This window comes from Flavobacterium sp. KACC 22763 (assembly GCF_028736155.1).
Taxonomy (GTDB): domain Bacteria; phylum Bacteroidota; class Bacteroidia; order Flavobacteriales; family Flavobacteriaceae; genus Flavobacterium.
In genome coordinates, this window is the sequence record NZ_CP117879.1 from 3,124,151 (window position 1) to 3,143,604 (window position 19,454).

Consider the following 19,454-nt stretch of genomic DNA (forward strand, 5'->3'; position numbering starts at 1 on the left):
AAAACCTGTCGGGTTTAATATACATTATATTAACGAAATGTAGACGCACTGCAGTGTGTCTCTACGATTATGCCTCTTCGTCATTTCACAATTCACATTTTACAATTAAGATAAAATCTTCTCAATCGCATTTAATTCATCATTTGTAAATTCAGTATTTTGCAGACAATCAATATTATTACACAATTGTTTTACAGAACTAGCACCAATTAAAACCGAGGTAATTCGTTTATCTTTCTGCAACCAAGCCAAAGCCATTTGCGCCAAAGACTGATTTCTATTTTGAGCAATTTCATTCAGCTGAATTAATTTCTGAATACGTTCTTGCGTCACCTCATCTTCTCTCAAATGTCCATTCGGATTATGAGCTCGTGAGTTTTCGGGAATCCCTTTTAAATATTTATCAGTCAGAAGTCCTTGTGCTAAAGGTGAAAAAGCAATACAACCTACTCCCTTTTCTTCCAGAACATCCAATAAACCATTTTCAACCCAGCGTTCCAACATGGAGTATTTTGCTTGATGAATCAAACAAGGCGTTCCCAATTGTTTTAAAACATCAACAGCAACACGAGTCTGTTCTGCCGAATAATTACTGATTCCAACATACAAAGCTTTTCCGCTTCTAACAGCGTGGTCTAAAGCCATCATAGTTTCTTCAATCGGCGTTTCTGGATCAGGACGATGCGAGTAAAAAATATCGACATAATCAATGTTCATTCGTTTCAAACTCTGATCTAAACTTGACAATAAATATTTTCTCGAACCCCAATCTCCATAAGGGCCTTTCCACATAGTATAACCTGCTTTAGTAGAAATCACGATTTCATCACGCAGATTTCCTTGAAAATTATGCCATAATATTTTACCAAAATTCTCCTCAGCAGAACCTGGAACTGGTCCGTAATTATTCGCCAAATCAAAATGGGTAATTCCTTTATCAAAAGCTTCAATAGCAATGCTTTCTGCGTTTTCAAAATTATCAACCGAACCAAAGTTGTGCCATAATCCTAAAGAAATTTCAGGAAGCAACAAACCGCTTTTTCCGCATCTGTTATATTTCATGTTTTTAATTTAAAAGTTGGAGTTTTAATAGATTTTAAAGGTAAAAAAAACTCCCGCAGATTTAGCAGATTTAGGAGATAAAAAATCTGCCGAATCTGCTAAATCTGGGGAAGAAAATTAAAATCTAATTCTTTTTAAACTAAATCGTGTAGTTTTTTCAGTTTGAAAGAAAAATAAATGTAAAAAATACCACTTGCGATGAAAGCAAAAGCAGTCCAATATACTATTGAAAGTCCTGCAAAAACAGGATTCCATAATAATAAAAATGAAAATAACAGTCCTAAGATCCCCAATCCTAAAAGATTTTTCCAATCTGGAACAGAATAGCTTTTTAAATTAAAAGCCATAAAAATAGCCATTACAGAACGAAATAAAATAGCCAATCCAACATAGAGTGGCAAAAGTGTTACCGAAACTAACGGATTAGCAATTAATACTATTCCAACTCCTAAACCTATAATTCCAGATACTAGTGTCCAGCCCCAATTGTCTATTTTTTTTCTGTTTGAAAGTGCAAAAATAATTTCAAAAATTCCGCTGACCAGAAAAGACACACTAAATAAAAATGCCAATGTTAAATATGCTTTTACAGGTGTGGCAAAAGACCAAAATCCAATGATTACAAAAAGTATTCCCACTAATAACGGAATGTACCAATAATCAATTGCTGCTTTCACTTTTTTAAATAAAGAATGTTCCATAATACTATTTTAAAATCTTGCCTACTCTATAAAGTTTTCAGCTTACCTTAAACACCAATTAAAAAATATTTTTAATTGGTTGTCTATCAAAGATAAAACAAAAGCATAAACCAAAATAGTTTTTATATAATAAAATACTGACATATAACACCTTAAGCATACAACAAATCAATAGTATCCAGCTTTAGCTGGGTGAAAACATAATCAAATGAAAAGGGCTGTGGCCAAACCTACAAAGTTTGGCTAAAGCCCTTTCCTTATTCAAATCTTATTCCCCTAGCTAAAGCTAGGGGCTATTCAAAAAATATGAATTGCTTTTGAAGAAATTATTGAGAATTTTACAGAATTAAATAAAGAAGATATTCTTGTTGCTTTAGCTTTTGCAACATAACAATTCAATAGCGTCCAGCTTTAGCTGGATGAAAACATAAACACAATAAAAAGGGCTTTAGCCAAACCTACAAAGTTTGGCTAAAGCCCTTTCTTATTCAAATCATGTTCCCCTAGCTAAAGCTAGGGGCTATTCAAAAAATATGAATTGCTTTTGAAGAAATTATTGAGAATTTTACAGAATTAAATAAAGAAGATATTCTTGTTGCTTTAGCTTTTGCAACATAACAATTCAATAGCGTCCAGCTTTAGCTGGATGAAAACATAAACACAATAAAAAGGGCTTTAGCCAAACCTACAAAGTTTGGCTAAAGCCCTTTCTTATTCAAATCATGTTCCCCTAGCTAAAGCTAGGGGCTATTCAAAAAAACTTTGCCACTCTACTCCCGATAGCTATCGGGATTGCAAGATTAAAAAACTTTGAACCTTTGTTACTCTTGTCCCTTTGCACCTCAAAAAAAACTTACTCTTTTATCTCAAAACCACTTTGCAAACCTTTATCAGAGCTTCCTCCAACCATGATTTTAAAAGTTCCAGGTTCTACTAAATAAGTTCCTTCATTATCATAAAAGCCAAGTTCCTTATCAGTTAAAGCAAAGTTTACTGTTTTCGTTTCACCTTTTTTCAGGTTTACCAATTCAAAACCTTTCAATTCTTTTATTGGACGAACGATACTTGCAAATTCATCATGAATATACAATTGCACTACTTCTTTTCCGTCGTAATTTCCAGAATTGGTAACCTCAACGCTAACTTGAACCTTTTCACCTTTTGCGAAAGCCGTTTTATTTAATTTCAAGTTTTTATAATCGAAAGTTGTGTAGCTCAACCCAAAACCGAACGGGAACTGAGGTGTTTTCTCCACATCCATATAATGCGACCAGAAAACATTTTTATCACTGTCAATTGGTCTTCCTGTACTGTATTTGTTGTAATAAATTGGTACCTGACCTACATTTCTAGGAAATGACATTGGCAATTTTCCACTCGGATTATAATCGCCATATAAAACCTGAGCAATTGCATTTCCTGCCTGAGTTCCTAAATGCCAAGCCTCTACAATTGCCGGAACATTTTCTGCTGCCCACGGAATACTCAACGGACGACCATTATTTAAAACCAAAACTACATTTGGATTTACTTTGTAAATTTCTTCTAACAATTCTTGTTGCAAACCTGGCAAATTCAAATCAGTTCTACTTCTTCCTTCACCGCTTTGAAAACCATATTCACCTAAAACCATTACTACAACATCTGCATTTTTTGCAGCTGTTTTTGCTGCTTCAAACCCGTTTTTGTCTGTCGTATTAAAAACTGTTTCAGTCAAGAAAGTTGCTTTTTGCTTTAATAAATCAACTCCTTTTTCAAAAACCAATTGATTGTCTTTATATTGCTGCATTCCTTCTAAAACCGAAACTGCCGTATCATCAGAAGCCGCAATTCTCCAGCTTCCCAACGGACTGTTTTTATCATTGGCTAAAGCACCAATTAAAGCGATTTTCTGCCCAGATTTCTTTAGCGGAAGCAAACTCTTTTCATTTTTCAAAAGAACAATTGACTTTTTCGCCATATCCAAAACGCCATCGTTGTTAGCTTTACTTCCAACCACTTCTTTTTCGCGTTTTTCATCACAATATCTGTACGGATCATCAAATAATCCTAACTCAAATTTCACTCTTAAAATTCTGCGAACCGCATCATCAACCAAGGATTCTTTTACTTTTCCAGATTTTACCAAATCAACCAGTTTTGCCACATACAAATACGATTCCATATCCATATCAGAACCTGCAATCACCGCTTTTGCCGTTGCATCGGCTTCGTCTTTTGCATAACCGTGCGCGATCATTTCACGAATCGAAGCATAATCTGAAATCACAAATCCGTCAAACTTCCATTTCCCTTTTAAAATATCGCGCTGCAAAAAGGCATTTCCAGTCGCAGGAACACCATTCAAAGTATTAAATGAATTCATAAACGTACGAACTCCAGCGTCAACCGTTGCTTCAAAAGGAGGCAAAACCGAATTATACAATTTCGAATTACTGATATCTACAATATTATATTCTAATCCCGCTTCAACATAACCATAAGCGGCAAAGTGTTTCGCGCAAGCCGCGATCGTATTTACTTTAGCTAAATCAGCAATGGTTTCTCCTTGAAAACCTTTCACTCTCGCATAACCTATTTTACTTCCCAAGTATGGATCTTCTCCCGCACCTTCCATCACACGTCCCCAACGCGCATCATTTGCCACATCAACATTAGGTCCAAAAGTCCAATTAATTCCGGATGCTGAAGCTTCATCTGCCGCAATTGCCGCCGATTTCTTAATCGCTTCCAAGTCCCAACTTGCCGCTTCTGCCAACGGAATCGGACTTAACGTTTTATAACCATGAATTACGTCAAAACCAATAATTAACGGAATTCCTAATCGTGTTTCTTCAACCGCAATTTTCTGCACCGCACGAACTTCTTTTACGCCGCGAACCGTAAGCATCGAACCGACCAATCCTTTTCTTAAATGTTCATATTTTAATTCGGCTGTTCCGCCTTTTGGTGCTGGTCCCGTAACATCCCAAAAACCATTGTACTGGTTCATTTGCCCTACTTTCTCCTCCAAAGTCATCATTGGCAAAAGCAAATCAATTCTTTGCTCTATCGTTTTGTTTTTATCCAGATATGTTTTTTTCTGTGCATTCATATTTCCAACAGTAAACAGGGAAAAAATCCCAATGGTTATTATTTTATTTTTCATATGTGGTTTAGTTAGTTTTTTTTTTAGTTGCTAAGGTTCTAAGATGCTGAGATCCTAAGTTTCTTTTTTTGGGCGTGCCCCTCCGGGTCGGGCTATTCATTACAAGTCCTCGCACTTCCTTCGTCAGGCTCCGGGCTTTCCACTGCTATCCCTCACGCGAACGCTTTCAAAAGAACTTTTTGGCTTTTGTTTTTCAACACATCGTTTTGTCATTTCGACTGAAAGGAGAAATCTTCGCAAGTAGCTCGACAAAGTTTGGCGACTCTCTGTACGGGGCTTCGACTTCGCTCAGCCTGACAAAAATTGCGAAAAGACTTAAAATCTAAAATCTTGCTTCTTTCTTCTTTAAACACTCACTCAGAAACAAAACAAGAAGCAGGCAGATTCGCTTTATTAAACAAATCTGACTGAATCGTATTTCCCCATGCAAATCTCACTTTTGCTGGAGAAGCCACCTTTTTGCTTGTTAAAACCACTTCGTTATTTTCAATTGAAGGCTCTGCAGGATAGAAAATTCCGTCTATTCCTGCAACTTCAAACTGATTCGATTTTTTGTCTTTAAAGTGTAATCCGTCTGCGTAGTCAAAAGAAACGGTTACTTTATTTTTATCAATTTTAATGGATTTAAAGAGCGGTCCATTAACTAAATTCGTGTTGACTTTATAAGTTTCAGCTAAAGCTAAATTTGCTAGACGAATTCCAACCGATTTTTTATTTTTTGGATGAATATCAATTGTATCCGAAATATCACTGATTACGACCATTCCCGTTTTTGAAACTTCTTTCAACAGTTTTCTCTGAGAATCTCTAACCGTTACATTTGAAAAATTATTCTTTCCTGTCTTAAACGGCGCAATTTGAACATAATAAAAAGGAAATTCATCTTTCCATTCCTTTCTCCATGAAGTAATTAAAGCGCCCAGAGTTTTATCATAAACCAAAGAACCCACATTCGATTCTCCTTGATACCAAAGCGTTCCTGCAATTTTAAATCCGACGATTGGGTAAATCATGGCGTTGTAAGCGCGCCCGGGTTGTCTTGGTCCGTATTCTTGTTCGTTCAATTTTTTAGCATTTTCTAGTAAAACAGGATCGTTATTTACAACTTCTGATGGCATCCAGATTTCAGCAGGAGTTCCGCCCCAGTTGGAAGAAATTAAGCCGATTGGAATATTTTTTAAATCTTCGCGAAGGCGTTTCGCAAAAAAATAACCAACACCGCTAAAATATTTCATGGTTTCAGGAGTCGATTCAGTCCAATTTCCCAGCAAATTATTCTGCGGATTTTCTGCAGTCAATTTCGGAACCGTAAAAAATCGAATATTAGGATTTGTAGCATTTTTCATTTCTTCTTCACCATCGTCAATTCCCCAGCTTACCGACATTTCCATGTTAGATTGTCCAGAACAAAGCCAAACTTCTCCAATCAAAATATTCTTTAAAACCACTTCATTATAACCTTTTATAGAAATGGTAAAAGGCCCTCCAGCTTCAGGAGTTTTAATCGTCAATTCCCATTTTGCCTGATTATTGGCAACGGTTTTATATTCCGTATTATTCCAACTCGAAATTAATTTGATTTCTTCTTTTGGATTGGCCCAACCCCAAATTTTCACTTCAGAATTGCGCTGTAAAACCATATTATCACCAAAAATATTCGGAAGCGAGACGTTTGCCATCATAGTACTGGAAATCAATAGAAAGAAAACAAACTTAAAAATATTATTTTTCATTTAGCAACTTCTTTAAAAATGGACCATATTCTTCTGCCAAAACCTTATGATCTGCTACGTCTGGATGTCCCGTACATCCATTTGGAGTCATTGGTTTGAACTTGAAAATTTGAATTGGTTTGTGCGCTTTGTCATTCGCGAAAGCATTTTTAACTTTATTCAAACATTCTTCAAAAACTACTGCCCTTTCTCCGCCAACCATTGGGCTGTTTGTAATTACAATTTGCACGTTCGGATTGTGTTCGTATAACATCTTTATAAAATTGATGTAATTCGAAACATACTTTTCAGGATTAAACGGAAGACGTTCTTTTTTACCATCTCCACCAGAGAAATCATTTGTTCCTAAAGCAATACTGATAATATCTGGCTGAAAAGTGAAATCATATTTAGGCTTTGAAGCATCTTTCGTTAGATATAAATTAGGATAAACATCTGGCATTATCGCTTCGTCTTTATGCTCATCGTTCCAGTTTCTGTACATTCCAATTCCCGAAACACAACTCATTAAATAATCAACACCAATTGTTCTTGAAAGTGTTGGTCCATATGCATAATAGCCATTATGATGATCCATATATTCTCCTTTATCACAAGGAACATCTGACGGATCGCTCGCTGCACCGCACGTAATAGAATCACCAATAAATTCTATTTTCTTTCTCTTTTGAAACGAAATCGGAACCAGTTTTGCTGTTGTTCCAACAAACAAAATATTACCGCTTTGAGCTTCTGTATTTTTATAAATCTCTAATCTGTGCTTTTTTATATTTTCGGTAACTTTTATTGGAAATGACTGGATTGCTCCTTTTTCAATTCTAATTTTCCCAATATACTTATCGTCCAAAACCAATTGGACATAATTATGATGGTCCTCAACGCTTTGTAGTGAAATCGAACATTCATTTCCAGTAAAATTAAAAGCAACTGAAGAAGCTGTTCCAATTAAAATAACCTGATCGTTTTGAAGTTTGTCAACTCTACCTTGATATAAGAAGGTTTTATTTGAATTTAGCGTTTGCGAAGTGGAAACGGCCGAAATCAGCAAAAACGAAATTAAAATAGCTATTTTTTTTGGAAACATAATTTATTTGTTAAAATCTAAATACGATTCACAAATATATTGGAAAGAGATTATCTAAAAAGATACTAAAATGTCAAAAAGTAATAAAAAAACACCACACAAACCCATCATTCGGGCAATTACATGTGTTAATTCTTACATTTATAAAAAAGAACTTACAATTTAGATTTATCTTTGTCGTTTTATACTTTTACAATCCGTCAAAAATGAAAGCCCTGACCTTTATTTCTCTATTGTTTTTTATCACTCTTTCTTCTTTCAATTTAAAAAAGGAAAAAAAACAAAATCAAAACAATCCAACTCAAACCGAAATCAATCGTGATTCTATTATTACTTACGCCAAACAATACTTAGGGACTCCTTATGTATACGCCAGCAGTAATCCGAAAAAAGGATTTGACTGTTCAGGTTTTGTGTGTTATGTTTTTAAAAATTTTGGAATGACACTTCCAAGAAGTTCCAGCGGTTACAAAAATTTAGGCAAAGCTCTAAAACCAGAAGAATTTAAAGTGGGTGACGTTTTAGTTTTCTACGGATATAAAAACAGAAATGTTGTTGGTCACGTTGGTATAATTTGCGAAGCCAACGGAATGCAGTCAAAATTTATTCATGCTTCATCTGGAAAAGCGCAACAGGTAACTATAACAGCACTTGATACAGAACATTACACCAAGCGCTTTTATAAATGTGTTGATGTTTTAGCGAAATAGTTTTTTTCGCCACTAATTACACGAATTTCCGCGAATTATTTTTTGCGACTCCCGATAGCTATCGGGATAAAAGGATTATAAAGATTATAAAAAATCTGTGCTAATCTTTTTAATCTGTGGCTTTCATTTTTTCGCCACGAATTACACTAATTTTCACTAATTTTTTATTCGCAATACTATAATTTAATTCGTGATAATTCGTGCAATTCGTGGCAACCTTAAACTTTTATTCTTCTGTCAATAGTTTGATCATACTTTCATCTCTTCCATAAATATCTTTATAGAAATTTAAATTACCTTGTCGATCTACCCAAGCGGTAAAATATCCGATATAAACTGGGACTTTTTTCTTAAGCGTGTACCAGCTTTCTTTTCCGGCATGCATAGCTTTATCAATTCTTTCAGGATTCCATTGCGGATCGACTTTTAATAATTCAATTGCCAATTCTCTAGGTTTTGCTACACGCACACAACCGTGGCTAAAAGCTCGGCTTTCTCTTTCAAACAAACTTTTTGATGGCGTATCATGAAGATAAATATTGCTTGAATTTGGAAATAAAAACTTAACCAAACCAAGTGAATTATTTTTCCCAGGAAGCTGACGAACGGCTCCATTATTCCACTCTAGATTTTTCTTTTGCAAATAGTTTTTATCTCTAGCCATTCCAGGTTTTATCTCCGATTTGATGATACTCGGCGGCACATTCCAATACGGACTGAAAACAATATTGCTCATCATTCCGCTAAAAATAACGGTTTTCGTCATTGCTCTTCCTACAACAACCGGTGATATAAAAGCAATTTTACCATCTTCGACTATATACAATCTAAACTCAGGAATATTGACTTCTATATACTTCTGCCCTTTTTCTAATTCTGGATCAATCCATCGGCAACGCTCCATATTGACAATAATGGTTTTGATACGTTCTGAAACTGGAATATTTAAGTCTTCAATATGTTCTTTAAGAATAGTGTTTTTTGCGGTGTACCCGTGACGCAACTCGTAGTTTTTCATTGCTTTTATCAAAACTGTGTCGCAAACTGCACTTTTGGTGTCTTCTTTTAGATCCTTAGTTATAAAAAGTCTTTCTCTAATTTGAGCAATAATAGTAGACGAATCACCAACTTTTAGGCTTTTATAATCTTCGCCAACTTCTATAGTTTTCCATCCGCCGTTTTTCTCGATTTCTCTATATTCTTTAAGCGCATCACGAAGTTTGTAATATTGGCTGAACATTTTTCTTTTCTTATCATCCAGAATGGTTGATTTTTTAAAGATCGAATCTGAAAGCTCTTGGTAATTCAGTTTTTTGCGAGGTAAAAGCCATTCTAAAGAAACTACTGTTTTTTCGTCAAAGCCACCCACTTTTTCACCATAATAGTAATATAAATTAGAAAGCAGTAAATCGGTATCTTCTTTTGAAAGCTTAGTATTGGCATTATTATCAAAAACAGCACTTAACTGCTCATTGTACGGATAATTGGCTTTTAATCCTTCCTGATCCAGATTTTTATATTGATTAAAAAGTGTATTGGCAAATTCGACAATTCCTTTATTGTCCTGCCACAATTGAGTCGACTTATTTTTTTGATATAAAGCGCTTACATCATTTTTAAATTTATCCAATTTCGGATAATTTTCGTAAAACTTAGCAATGCGAACACTGTCAATCGTAAGTTTTAATTCAGGGACTTTTTCAACCGTTTTTATCGAGTTTTCCTCTTTTTTATCAGCTTTCGAATTACACGAAAAAACAGCGAAAAAAACAGTAGCAATAATAGGCGTATACCAGATTTTCATAACTCAAAATTTTTGATTAAAAGTAGAAAAAATTCTATTAAAACCAAGAACTCAGCAATAAATCTTAAGCCTTATTTTTTTGAAGTTTAAGTGGTTAATAAAATAAAAGCTCCAAACAATTTTCATGTCTGGAGCTTTCGCCATATAACCAACCTATTAAAATTCTAATTAAATAACAGTACCTTTTAAAGTAAGTACTTTTGGTGTTGTTTCTGCGCTAGTCGTAACAGTAACCGTTTTTGTAAAAGCGCCTTTGTTTGCAGCATTGTAAGTTGCAGTAACTTTTCCAGATTTACCAGCCTGAATTGGCTCTTTAGTATAATCGGTTGCTGTACATCCGCAAGATCCTTGCACGTTTGTAATCACTACAGCCGTTTTTCCTGTATTTTTAAATTCGTAAACAATTGCTTTTGGAGTTCCCTGCGGAATTTGCCCAACATCAATTGTTTCTGCTTTCCAAGCAATTGTAGAACCTGCAGTTGCTGAAACTTCAGTTTCTGAAACTAAAGATTGTACTGGAGCAATTGCTGAAAAAGACATTAGGCCTAAAGCCAAAGCTAACATCGAAATTTTGATCATTTTCATAACTGATATATTTAAAATGGTTTATAGTTCATTTTTGATATTACAAAGGTAATTCAGACAAATTCAAGTCGCTGTTAACTGGTTTCAAACGTTTGTTAATGACTTGTTAACCGCCTGTTTTTAGGCCAAAATTGATTAATATTACACTCTAAAAATTCTTTATTCTTGAAAATTAATAAACTCAACAGCATCATTCTCTTAGGATTAGTGGCTATCATTAGTATTTTGGTGGCTCAATTGCTATGGACAAAAGAGGCTTTTACAATAGAACAAAAAAAGCTTAGTCAGAAAGCGCATATTGCTTTGCTAGAAGTTGCTAAAAAATTATACGAAGGAACCAATCACGAATTGCCGGTTCAGAATCCAGTTCAAAAAATTGCAAACGATTATTATATCGTAAATGTGGATAATGAATTTGAACCTGATATTTTAGAATTTTATCTGAAAACGGAATTCAAAAAAATGAATATCACCACCGATTTCGAATATGCAATGTACAATTGCCAAAGTGACGAAATGATTTATGGTGATTATATTTCGCTTTATAAGAAAAAAGCAGAATGTAAAAAGACTGTTTATTTTCCAAAGCATAAAAATTTGGTTTACTATTTCGCAGTACGTTTTCCAAATGAAACAACCTATTTATTTAGTTCGATGCGTTTTTGGTTTATCCTTTCAACCGCATTGATTCTAATTCTCCTGATTTATGTGTATTCGATTTTTACTCTTTTACAACATAAAAAATATTCAGAACTGCAGCGTGATTTTATCAATAATATGACGCATGAATTCAAAACGCCACTAGCTTCTATTCTGATTGCATCAAAATATCTGATTGAGCAAAAACCAATTAAAGAAGATAAAAAACTGTATACGTATACTGACATTATTATCAATCAAGGAAATAAGCTAAATAGTCATATTGAAAAAATTCTAAATATTGCAAAGTCTGATTATGCTCCTTTAGAACTTAAAAAAGAAAACATTTTAATTGTTCCGATAATTGAAGAAGCAATTGAAAACATTAAATTAAAATATCCTGAAGCTTCTATTACAATTGAAACGGTTTCAAGAGAATACTTACTAGAAACGGATACTTTTCATTTTGCTAATTTAGTTTATAATTTACTGGATAATGCAATTAAATATTGTAATGAAAAGCCTGAAGTTAGAATAAAAATCATCGAAAATAATAACTGTTTAAAATTGGAGTTTATTGATAATGGAATCGGGATTAATCCTAAAAAAATATCTTTTATCTTTGATAAGTTTTACCGTGTTCAGAATGAGAAAAGCAACGAAGTTAACGGATTTGGACTTGGTTTATACTATGTAAAAGAAATCTGCAGTCTGCAAAACTGGAAAATAAAAGCCGAAAATAATTCAGAAAAAGGTGTTACTTTAACTTTATCAATTCCTTACAAAAAATGAGAAATTTCAAAATACTATATGCCGAAGACGATGAAACTCTAGCGTTTTTAACCAAAGATAATTTGGAGCAAAACCATTATGAAGTAATTCATTGTTCTGATGGAAAATCGGCACTGAAAATTTTTGAGGAAGAAGAATTTGATATTTGCATTTTTGATATTATGATGCCAAAAATGGACGGTTTTGAGCTTGCCGAAGCCGTTCGTAAAATTGATTTAGATGTTCCTATTATTTTTCTTTCGGCTAAAACTTTAAAAGAAGATCGAATAAAAGGTCTTCGTTTAGGTGCCGATGATTATTTGGTAAAACCCTTCAGTATTGAAGAATTACTTTTGAAAATTGAAATTTTCTTGAAACGCTCACAGAAAAACATTCCGGTTGCAAAAACGATTTATGAAGTTGGCAAATACCAGTTTGACACCAAAAACTTTATTCTTTTTAATAACGAAGAAAAAGTTGGTTTAACACAACGTGAAGCCGAATTATTGAAACTTTTCTTGGATCACAAAAATTCTGTTTTGAAAAGAGAACAAATCTTAACTTCTCTATGGGGAACAGACGACTATTTTATGGGAAGAAGTTTGGATGTTTTTATTTCGCGTTTACGTAAAATCTTGGCAAATGAAGAAGGCATTTCAATAGAAAACCTTCATGGAATTGGGTTTAGGTTTTCTATTGGGTAAATCACAATTCTGTTAAAAATAAAGAAAAATCTGTAAGCAGTTTTTCGAAAAACTTTGTATTTTTAATATCTAATTTTCTTGGATATGAAATTACATCATTTGCGAAATGCCTCTTTGGTAATTGAAACAGAAAAGCATGTCATTTTAGTTGACCCAATGTTAGGTAAAAGAAAAACAATTCCGCCTTTTACTATTTTCAGATATAAACCAAAACGAAATCCGCTGGTGGCATTGCCTAAAAATAGCCGTGAGATCTTAAGCCGTGTAACACATTGTTTGATTACACATTTACATCCAGATCATATTGACAAAGCTGGTGAAGTTTTTTTAAGAAGAAAAAGCATTCCGGTTATCTGCAGTTCTAAGGATGAAAAGGCACTTGTACAAAGAGGATTAAGCGTAATTCAAACTTTAGAATATTGGGAACCGCAAAAATTTCTAGACGGAAAAATCACGGGAATTCCTGCTATCCATGGCTATGGATTTGTTGCTAAATTAATGGGAAATGTAATGGGATTTCTTATCGAATTGGCTGACCAGAAATCAATTTATATTAGTTCAGACACCATTTTTACAGAACATGTAAACAAAGTCCTAACGCAGCTTAAGCCAGATATTTCTGTTGTTGCCTGCGGAACTGCAAGATTAGATATTGGACAGCCATTATTAATGCGAATGGATGATATTTTGAAATTCGTAACACTCGCTCCTGGGAAAGTTCTCGCCAATCATTTAGAAGCTTTAAATCATTGTCCGACAACACGATTGCAATTAAGAACTGCGCTTTCAGATCATAATCTTTTAACTAAAACTTCCATTCCAAATGACGGAGAATGCATTGAGTATTAGCTAAAAAATAAGTCTTTTTTTTTGTGTGCTTTTATTTCTTATTCTCTCATAAATAGTATATTTGGCTCGCTAACCAAATCAAAATAAATGACCGATTTTTTAAGAAAAATACACTTAGTTAAAGACATTTCTATACAATTACCAGTTTCAAAAATAGATTTTATTCAAAAATTCAGAAGTCATGTTGATGAATCTGATTTAAGTTTTGTTCCGTTTGAAGTTTTTCAATCCAGCAAAAATGAGTACAAAGGCAATATTTCTAATAATTATTTTGAATTAAAGAAACGAAGAAAATTATTTGACACTAACTATTCATTTGCAAAAGTAACAGCCCATTTTAGTGAAGATAGTAACCGTTTAAACATTGAAGCTGAAATTAATGGCTTTAGGAAAAGAATGCTTTTGTTTGCAGGACCTATGGTTCTATTTTATTCGATATTTATTATCACTTCTCTTTTTCTTACCAGCAATAATTCTGCTTCCTTTTTTGTTTTGCCTTTCCTTCTATTTCACATGTCTATAATGTTAGGAATTCCTTATTTCATTATCAGAAGAAGTGTAAAAAGAATGATTTATGATTTAGAAAGAGATTTTCATTATTGGGTAACCAAAAATTAATTTAGAAATTTAATTATAAAACCAATAATCCAAACTCACGCAAAGTATTTACTGGTTTAGAATACCAAAACAATTCGAAATCTTCCAATTCGGTTTCAAAATCATTTTTAACTTCTTGAAAAGTATAACCTTTAGAACCTGAAACGGCTATTTTTGATAAAATTGAAGTCAGCCACTCGCCTTCTTCTTTACTGGTTTGAATATCGAAACTTTCTTTTTTATCATGAAAAGTTAGCGACATCATTTCCCAGCTTCTTCCTTTTTTAGATTTTGTAAAAATTTCTGCAGTAGGTTTTCCTCCAAGCCAAACCACTTTTGCATTTGGTTTTGTATTGAAATCGTTTTGTTCTTCTAATGCATTAAAAATAAAATCGGGATGGATTTTGGTTTTTGGAATTTTAAAATCAAACCAATCCTGAAGTTCGTAATCAAAACAGATTCCGTGCATGAAATTAAAAAGTGATTTCTTTAATCCGAAACTGAATTTATCATGATTGATTCCCGTTGCATCGGTATATTCAATATCATTATTGGCAAAAGTTCCTATTGCCTCTGTTTTCTTAGTCACACCAAATTGCTCTGGATACAACCCAACAGGACTATGTGCCGTCAATGCAAACTGATGCCAAAATCCTGATTGCAAAACTCCAGCTTCAAACAATTGACGAACCATTTCTAAACTATCAACCGTTTCTTGAATGGTTTGTGTTGGATATCCATACATTAAATAGGCATGAACCATAATTCCTGCTTCGGTAAAATTGCGCGTCACTTTTGCCACTTGTTCAACAGTTACTCCTTTATCGATTAATTTCAACAATCGGTCTGAAGCTACCTCTAAACCACCTGAAACTGCAATACAGCCAGAAGCTTTCAGCAACAGACATAAATCTTTTGAAAAGCTTTTTTCAAAGCGAATATTGGTCCACCAAGTTACAGCTAGCTTTCTTTTAAGGATTTCAAGAGCCAAAGCACGCATTAAAGCTGGCGGCGCTGCTTCATCTACAAAATGGAATCCGTTTTGGCCTGTTTTCTCTATTAGTTCTTCGATTCTGTCACATAAAAGACTTGCTGCAACAGGTTCATAAACTTTTATATAATCTAAAGAAATATCGCAAAAAGTACATTTTCCCCAATAACAGCCATGTGCCATTGTGAGTTTATTCCAACGGCCATCGCTCCACATTCTGTGCATGGGATTTACAATTTCGATAACCGAAATATATTTATCCAAAGGCAAATCTGAATAGTCTGGTGTTCCAACTTGCGATTGTTTATAATCGTGCTTTAAAGAATTGTTTTTATAAACTACTTCTCCATCTTCTAGCAGAAAAGTTCTTTTATACGAATTGTGATCTGGATTTTCTAAATTGGTAATTAATTCTTCAATCGGCACTTCACCATCGTCTAAAGTAATGAAATCGAAAAACTCAAAAACACGTTTATCAGAAAGCGAACGCAATTCAGTATTCGGGAAACCGCCACCCATTGAAATCTTAATTTCAGGATGATTTTGTTTTACCCATTGTGCGCATCGAAAAGCGCTATATAAATTTCCTGGAAATGGTACGGAAATTAAAAATAAAGTTGGTTTTACGGTATCAATTTTAGCTTTTAAAAGTGAAATTAAAATCGAATCAATATAAGTTGGCTCTTGTTGAAGTGCTTCGTATAATTCATCAAAAGAATTCGCGCTTCGTCCTAAACGTTCAGCATATCGGCTGAAGCCAAAATTTTCATCAACACATTCGACAATAAAATCTGAAATATCCTCAAGATATAAAGTCGCCAAATGTTTGGCTTTGTCTTGAGTTCCCATTGAACCAAAAGCCCAATCGAGTTCTTCTAATTGCGTAAAACGAGAAGCTTCTGGCAGAAAATCTTCCTGACAGATCTGCAAAGCCAACGTTGGATTTTTTCCTTGAAGAAACTGAATTACAGAATCGATTGTCTTGGTATATTCATCCTGAAGAGCAAAAATACGTTTAGAATTGTCTGAAACTTCAGAATTTGAAACTTGAAACTCTGAAACTTGAAACAAATCTTGCAATCCTTTTTTCGAAAACAATTCCAAAATCACATCAATACCCAAATCAGCCTGAACCGATTCGATATTTTTGGTATTCAGAAAACCTTTTATATAAGCCGTTGCCGGATACGGTGTATTCAGTTGGGTAAAAGGTGGCGTAATTACAAAGAGTTTCGTTTTCAAAAGGGAATTATTTTTTTGCAAAAATACGGGATATTGTGGATTTTTTTAGCGAAAAGATTTTATTACCTAAGAGGTCGCCTTATTTAAATAGATTTCGTAGATATTTAATTACATTTGCTTTAACCAAAAACGACCAATTTTGATGCATTCAAAAAAAACAAAGCTCTTTTTATTACTATTTTTAATTTTTCTAGTTTCATTTTCTACAAATGCCCAAAACTTTAAATGGGCAGGACAAATAAAAGGCATACGTTATGATTATGCTGATTATGCAAATAAAATGGAACTAGATTCAGATGGGAATTCTTATATTTTTGGAGAAACAGAATCTTATTTATTCGATATAGACCCAACTATAAATGGAGTTGAAGTTATAGACAATTCTAATATTCAAAATTTTCGTGGACTTTATTTAATCAAGATGGATAAAGACGGAAATTATATATGGGGGAAAACCTTTGGCAATTACAAAAGGGGTGGTGAATATACTTATGGAATAAAACTGGATAAGGATGGAAATGTAAATCTTCTAGCCACCATATCTGAATTAAACAGTACTCAAAATATAGTAGAGAGTTATATTAGCATAATAAAACTAAAACCAAATGGAGATTTAATTTCGACAAAAAAAATACTTAAAAACTTTCCGAATGGAGGCTCTATAAATCCACACTCGTTTGATATAGATAACCAAAACAATATTTTTATTACAGGATATCTTATTGGCACTATTTCTCTAGATCCTCTTAATCCATCATTAAATTTAACAGCAACAGGAATAGACAATTATATCCTTAAAATAAATAATTCTGGAAATATTGAGTGGATCAAAACCTTTGATAATAATGATGGAGACATTGCAAATTCAAAAGTTATTATTGGTAAAGATGGAAATATTCATTTGCTCAATGGACAAAGTTTGTATAAAATTAATCCAACAGATAAATCAATTATCTGGGAGAGAAAATTTACAAACCAAAGTACAGATGTTTTTCACATTACTGAAAACAATATTATTTTAATAAACCATAAAAATGATTATAATGCTACTGTTGATGTAGATCCTTCGCCTTCCTCAACTGTAAATGTACTTTCAAATAATTATATAATTTATTTAAATTTAGATGGAAATTTTATTGATGTAAAAAAATTCGAAAAACCTTTTAACGGCAATATTAATTTTTATTCAGTTGCAGAAGATTATAATGGTAATTTAATGTTTGTTGGAAGCTTTAAAGATACTGTTGATTTTGATCCTTCATCGTCTGTTTTTAATTTGACTTCGATCAGTGATTACGGAGAAGGATTTTATCTAAAATTTGATGCTAACAGAAATTTTGTAAATACTTTTAAAATTGGGCATGAAACACCTCAATTAAGTCCTTATAATAATTGTGCAATGTTTCAAATAAAAAATATAAAAGTTCGAAATAATGAAACGTATTTATCTGGGGATTTTATGTGGACATGTGATTTCGATCCGTCACTAACAAAACAATATACATTACGAACCATAAATATTTCAACAATAAATCGAGATGGTTTTATTCTCAAACTTGCAGAATGTGAAACTGGTAAACCAAATGGAGAATCTGATCAATCTTTTTGCTCTTTGGATAGTAAAATTTCTGATCTAAATCCTAAGTCCAATGATATTAAATGGTACGACTCACCAACTTCAACAAATCCTCTTTTAAAAACTACTCTTCTTATTGATGGAAAAACCTATTTTGCATCTCAGCAAAATGATAATTGCCCAGAAAGCACCGAAAGATTAGCTGTAACAGCACATCTAAATGTTGTTCCGAGCCTACCCTCTATAATAAACTCTGCTTTTTGTAAAAATGATAATCCCTCTTTAGGAAACATAGAGATGTCAGGGCAGAATATAAGATGGTACGATACTGTTTTTTCAGCTGTACCGTTATCAAACTCAACCTTATTGGAAAATAATAGAACCTACTACGCTTCACAAACAATTAACTGCGAAAGTGATAGAATTCCTGTTTTGGTTAAAATTTATGATACTCCTTTACCTACTGGAAATAATGATCAGCAGTTTTGTATTGATGAAATAGCGACAATCGAAAATCTTAATATAACCGGAACCGATCTTAAATGGTACGAAGCAGAGGTAAATGGCAATATTTTACCCGAAACAACTTTATTGCAAAATGGAAAGTATTATGTTAGTCAGACCTTAAACAACTGCGAAAGCGAAAGATTACCTATTACTGTAAAAATACAAGACACATCAATTCCAATTGCCGATTCTCCACAGCAATTCTGCATTCAAAAAAATGCAAAAATTAGCAATATTGAAATTAATGGTCAAAATATCAAATGGTATGAAAGTTCTACCTCTACAGGTAAATTATCAGAATCAACCTCATTAGAAAATGGAATTACGTATTACGCTTCTCAAACAATAAACACTTGTGAAAGTGATAGAATCCCTGTAACAATAAGTGTTTTAGAGGCTACAGCTGGAGATTGTATTCATTTGGTTAATGATCTTCCATTTCCAAAATTCTTTACGCCAAATGGCGATGGTTTTAATGACACTTGGACAATTGATCCAGATTATTTGGCTCCTAATTCATCTATTAGAATATTTGATCGATACGGAAAATTAATTAAAGAATTGGCATTAAATACTTCTTGGAACGGAACTTATCTTGGTAATCAACTACCTACATCAGATTATTGGTTTACCGTTACCAGAATAAATGGAACGGAATATCGAGGTCATTTTTCTTTAAAAAGGTAATCAGTTATAGCAAAAAAGGTTCGTATTTAAACGAACCTTTTTTTTATTTAAAACTTTATAATAT

General features: G+C 33.3%; 14 protein-coding genes. 6 read left to right on the plus strand and 8 right to left on the minus strand.

Annotated features, from left to right (window positions below; translation table 11 throughout):
* Window positions 1-105: 105 nt before the first annotated feature.
* The 5 genes from PQ463_RS12575 to PQ463_RS12595 all read right to left on the minus strand — a co-directional run bounded on the left by PQ463_RS12575 (window position 106) and on the right by PQ463_RS12595 (window position 7,728).
* Window positions 106-1,062, minus strand: a complete 957-nt coding sequence (locus PQ463_RS12575) for an aldo/keto reductase (protein WP_274254011.1) — start codon at window positions 1,060-1,062, stop codon at window positions 106-108.
* 134 nt (window positions 1,063-1,196) lie between these two features.
* Window positions 1,197-1,763: an HdeD family acid-resistance protein gene (locus PQ463_RS12580; RefSeq protein WP_091133568.1), complete on the minus strand. Its 567-nt coding sequence runs from the start codon at window positions 1,761-1,763 to the stop codon at window positions 1,197-1,199.
* Between the two features lie 853 nt (window positions 1,764-2,616).
* Window positions 2,617-4,911, minus strand: coding sequence for a beta-glucosidase BglX (gene bglX, locus PQ463_RS12585; protein WP_274254012.1), 2,295 nt, complete (start codon window positions 4,909-4,911; stop codon window positions 2,617-2,619).
* Window positions 4,912-5,264: 353 nt separating this feature from the next.
* Window positions 5,265-6,644, minus strand: coding sequence for a sialate O-acetylesterase (locus tag PQ463_RS12590; RefSeq protein WP_274254013.1), 1,380 nt, complete (start codon window positions 6,642-6,644; stop codon window positions 5,265-5,267).
* On the minus strand, window positions 6,634-7,728 hold the full coding sequence (locus PQ463_RS12595; RefSeq protein WP_274254014.1) for an SGNH/GDSL hydrolase family protein: 1,095 nt from the start codon (window positions 7,726-7,728) through the stop codon (window positions 6,634-6,636). Before PQ463_RS12595 ends, PQ463_RS12590 begins: the two co-directional genes overlap by 11 nt.
* Before the next feature lie 206 nt (window positions 7,729-7,934).
* On the opposite strand from PQ463_RS12595, the gene PQ463_RS12600 reads away from it, so the two are divergent.
* Entirely contained in the window at window positions 7,935-8,438 is a 504-nt protein-coding gene (locus tag PQ463_RS12600) for a C40 family peptidase (protein WP_274254015.1), read from the plus strand.
* 226 nt (window positions 8,439-8,664) lie between these two features.
* Here the strand turns inward: PQ463_RS12600 and PQ463_RS12605 are convergent, their stop codons facing one another.
* Both PQ463_RS12605 and PQ463_RS12610 read right to left on the minus strand, forming a co-directional pair.
* The gene (locus tag PQ463_RS12605; protein WP_274254016.1) at window positions 8,665-10,242 is read right to left on the minus strand and encodes a L,D-transpeptidase family protein; all 1,578 of its coding nucleotides are present in this window, start codon (window positions 10,240-10,242) and stop codon (window positions 8,665-8,667) included.
* A gap of 168 nt (window positions 10,243-10,410) precedes the next feature.
* Window positions 10,411-10,827, minus strand: a complete 417-nt coding sequence (locus tag PQ463_RS12610; RefSeq protein ID WP_111378340.1) for a DUF1573 domain-containing protein — start codon at window positions 10,825-10,827, stop codon at window positions 10,411-10,413.
* 165 nt (window positions 10,828-10,992) lie between these two features.
* On the opposite strand from PQ463_RS12610, the gene PQ463_RS12615 reads away from it, so the two are divergent.
* From PQ463_RS12615 to PQ463_RS12630, 4 genes are all read left to right on the plus strand, one after another.
* Window positions 10,993-12,258 carry a sensor histidine kinase gene (locus tag PQ463_RS12615; RefSeq protein ID WP_274254017.1) on the plus strand — a complete coding sequence of 422 codons (1,266 nt, stop codon included), beginning with the start codon at window positions 10,993-10,995 and terminating at the stop codon, window positions 12,256-12,258.
* Entirely contained in the window at window positions 12,255-12,941 is a 687-nt protein-coding gene (locus PQ463_RS12620) for a response regulator transcription factor (RefSeq protein WP_274254018.1), read from the plus strand. Before PQ463_RS12615 ends, PQ463_RS12620 begins: the two co-directional genes overlap by 4 nt.
* Window positions 12,942-13,025: 84 nt before the next feature.
* A complete protein-coding gene (locus PQ463_RS12625; RefSeq protein WP_274254019.1) occupies window positions 13,026-13,790 on the plus strand; it encodes an MBL fold metallo-hydrolase in 765 nt (254 codons plus the stop codon).
* Window positions 13,791-13,877: 87 nt separating this feature from the next.
* Window positions 13,878-14,408 carry a hypothetical protein gene (locus tag PQ463_RS12630; RefSeq protein ID WP_111378344.1) on the plus strand — a complete coding sequence of 177 codons (531 nt, stop codon included), beginning with the start codon at window positions 13,878-13,880 and terminating at the stop codon, window positions 14,406-14,408.
* Window positions 14,409-14,421: 13 nt separating this feature from the next.
* Here PQ463_RS12630 and PQ463_RS12635 read toward each other — a convergent pair whose 3' ends face one another.
* Complete coding sequence (locus PQ463_RS12635) at window positions 14,422-16,620, minus strand: B12-binding domain-containing radical SAM protein (RefSeq protein WP_274254020.1); 2,199 nt, start codon at window positions 16,618-16,620, stop codon at window positions 14,422-14,424.
* Between the two features lie 142 nt (window positions 16,621-16,762).
* Here PQ463_RS12635 and PQ463_RS12640 point away from each other — a divergent pair, with 142 nt between their 5' ends.
* Window positions 16,763-19,390, plus strand: coding sequence for a T9SS type B sorting domain-containing protein (locus PQ463_RS12640; RefSeq protein WP_274254021.1), 2,628 nt, complete (start codon window positions 16,763-16,765; stop codon window positions 19,388-19,390).
* Window positions 19,391-19,454 lie beyond the last annotated feature (64 nt).

Excerpts from the sequence above, each read along its gene's own strand:
- PQ463_RS12575 (WP_274254011.1), bottom strand. The coding sequence starts at position 1,062 with ATGAAATATAACAGATGCGGAAAAAGCGGTTTGTTGCTTCCTGAAATT.
- PQ463_RS12580 (WP_091133568.1), bottom strand. The coding sequence starts at position 1,763 with ATGGAACATTCTTTATTTAAAAAAGTGAAAGCAGCAATTGATTATTGG.
- bglX (WP_274254012.1), bottom strand. The coding sequence starts at position 4,911 with ATGAAAAATAAAATAATAACCATTGGGATTTTTTCCCTGTTTACTGTT.
- PQ463_RS12590 (WP_274254013.1), bottom strand. The coding sequence starts at position 6,644 with ATGAAAAATAATATTTTTAAGTTTGTTTTCTTTCTATTGATTTCCAGT.
- PQ463_RS12595 (WP_274254014.1), bottom strand. The coding sequence starts at position 7,728 with ATGTTTCCAAAAAAAATAGCTATTTTAATTTCGTTTTTGCTGATTTCG.
- PQ463_RS12600 (WP_274254015.1), top strand. The coding sequence starts at position 7,935 with ATGAAAGCCCTGACCTTTATTTCTCTATTGTTTTTTATCACTCTTTCT.
- PQ463_RS12605 (WP_274254016.1), bottom strand. The coding sequence starts at position 10,242 with ATGAAAATCTGGTATACGCCTATTATTGCTACTGTTTTTTTCGCTGTT.
- PQ463_RS12610 (WP_111378340.1), bottom strand. The coding sequence starts at position 10,827 with ATGAAAATGATCAAAATTTCGATGTTAGCTTTGGCTTTAGGCCTAATG.
- PQ463_RS12620 (WP_274254018.1), top strand. The coding sequence starts at position 12,255 with ATGAGAAATTTCAAAATACTATATGCCGAAGACGATGAAACTCTAGCG.
- PQ463_RS12625 (WP_274254019.1), top strand. The coding sequence starts at position 13,026 with ATGAAATTACATCATTTGCGAAATGCCTCTTTGGTAATTGAAACAGAA.
- PQ463_RS12630 (WP_111378344.1), top strand. The coding sequence starts at position 13,878 with ATGACCGATTTTTTAAGAAAAATACACTTAGTTAAAGACATTTCTATA.
- PQ463_RS12640 (WP_274254021.1), top strand. The coding sequence starts at position 16,763 with ATGCATTCAAAAAAAACAAAGCTCTTTTTATTACTATTTTTAATTTTT.